Source organism: Christensenella sp. (assembly GCF_034927525.1).
Lineage (GTDB): Bacteria > Bacillota > Clostridia > Christensenellales > Christensenellaceae > Christensenella.
Genome location: NZ_JAYFPU010000032.1, coordinates 1 through 2,055, shown reverse-complemented (window position 1 = coordinate 2,055; position 2,055 = coordinate 1). Strand labels below are relative to the sequence as shown.

Below are 2,055 nucleotides of genomic sequence, written 5' to 3'. Positions count from 1 at the left end.
GATTTGCCCCTAGATACCTTGTTCCAGTTATAAAGAGCATCTTTTTGTTCTTGCGTTAGGTTCGGCAGACCGTCAACATACTCGCGTATCTGTTTGTTCCGCTCAGCCTTTGATCCGACAGAGGAATAACCCGTAATATATGTATTAACATATACATCGTTCGGGATATTCATATCTTCTTGAGCGACGGTCATTTTGTCTTTTGCCGTATCACCCATAACGGTCATTGCAACCATGCCCGTAAGTTGCTCGCCTTTAAAGCCTGAATCTTGGAGATACTTCACCTTATCGTCATGCCCTGCCAGTCTGTCTTTAACATACGCGTAATCTTCTTTACTGATACCATAGTTAGCAATTTGTTCAAGCGTTTTTGTCTTTATGTTCCCTACATCATATCCCTTCGCTTCAGCTATTATTGTTGTTCCTGAACCACTTTGTCCTTTTTCCACCTTATCCCATGTAACATTACCGCTTTTAACGCCCTTATTTACACCAAAACTATCGTAGTACTGGCTTGTATTTCCTTCTCTTGCAAGGCTGTCTATAATATCTTTTTTCTTAAGGGAAGCGGTATCTTGAACCGTCTTACCTCCTGAATCTTTTTCGTTTTCTATGCCTGCTGTAAGGGTTTTAAGCATGATGTATTCAGCGGTGTTTTTGCTTTCGTTCGCCTCAACTATCCATTTATCAGAAGAATATAGATTTCCTGCTTCATCTTTCACTCCTCTGCTTGTTAAAAGCTCATTTTTGGCAAGCTCCTTTGAGTATTCATTAACCGTTTGAGCAATTTGCGCCTTTTGACCATCGTCAAGGTCTGCATATGCTGGGTGGTTAAGTGCATCATCAAATATCTTTGCTGTGCTCTGCCCCATAGTTTTTTGGTATTGTGTGCGCTCCGATGGTGTCATGTCGTATTTTTCTGACTGGTATTTTACATAGTACGGCGCAACACTTGGGAATACTGAATTGTTACCTGTTTCTTGGTACAGTCTCCATACTTCCTCTGCCGCGGGAGTGCTGTTTTCAGCAATTACATTTGCAGGGTTTAACATAACATTAAATACACTGTTTTCTCCACCGTATCTCTGCACCTCGCGCCCATACACATCTACTACAGGCTCTAGTGTTTGAGAAAGTCCGGGGATTCGCGCTGCGGCTTTGTTTATACCTGTTTGCAAGGAATTATTATACGCGTACGAATTGCGCTGCACCGGATCTGTTAGTTGTGCAATTTGATTTGATAGCGATGGTACATATTGACCCAGTACGGATAATCCCGTATTAACAACGGCCTGCATTAAGTTATCCTCTTTGAAAAAACCTTGGATTCCTCTTAAGAAGGATTGCTCAAAAAGAACTCCGCCGCCAGTCTGAAACGCATTCAGGATAGAGTTTGCAGTTCCTCCAAGAACATCTAGCCCAAAGTTTCCTTCCTTTCCACTTTTGATATTTTGTACAATATCAGCAGCAATAGCAAATTGAGGTCCGATAGGCGCAGCCCAATCATATGAGTATGATTTTCCGTTTAGTACAACACTGTAGGGCTGTATTCCAAGTACATTTTTTTGGAAATTCGCTGCGTCCTTGTCGTCATCTCCAGCACCAGAAATGAACCCTGCATTTGCCAAGAATGCACCAACCAACATTGACAGTGTGCCCGCAACACCTTTTCCGATGTTGTTTACGAATTTTCTTTGCATTTGAGGCGTAACCGTTCCGTTGTCCACCGCTCGGTTAAATTTAATTGCATCAGCTGAAAGAGACTTGACTAAACCCACAGGCGAAAACTCCACTAGTGCCTTTGTCAGGTTTGCGGGTGTTTTTGCAAAAGGTATAACTATATCCCCGAATCCAAAATCTTTGCCAAAGTTTAACCCTTTTCTAACAGTGTTTACAAATTTTGTATATCCGTTATTGTCTTGATAGGTGTTTTCTAATGCATCCATAGTCGCAATCTCAACCATGCTCGCTGTTGGCTCGGAAACTTTGGCAAGCTTCATTTGGTTGTTTAGGCTGTTTGTAAAATAGGCTTCATAAAACGGCCTATCTCCCATC

1 protein-coding gene is annotated in these 2,055 nt (G+C 41.9%); it reads right to left on the bottom strand.

Going from position 1 to position 2,055, the window contains the following annotated elements:
* Positions 1-2,055, bottom strand: a 2,055-nt coding sequence (locus VB081_RS01120) for a hypothetical protein (RefSeq protein ID WP_323399029.1), incomplete at both ends; no start/stop codon positions are given.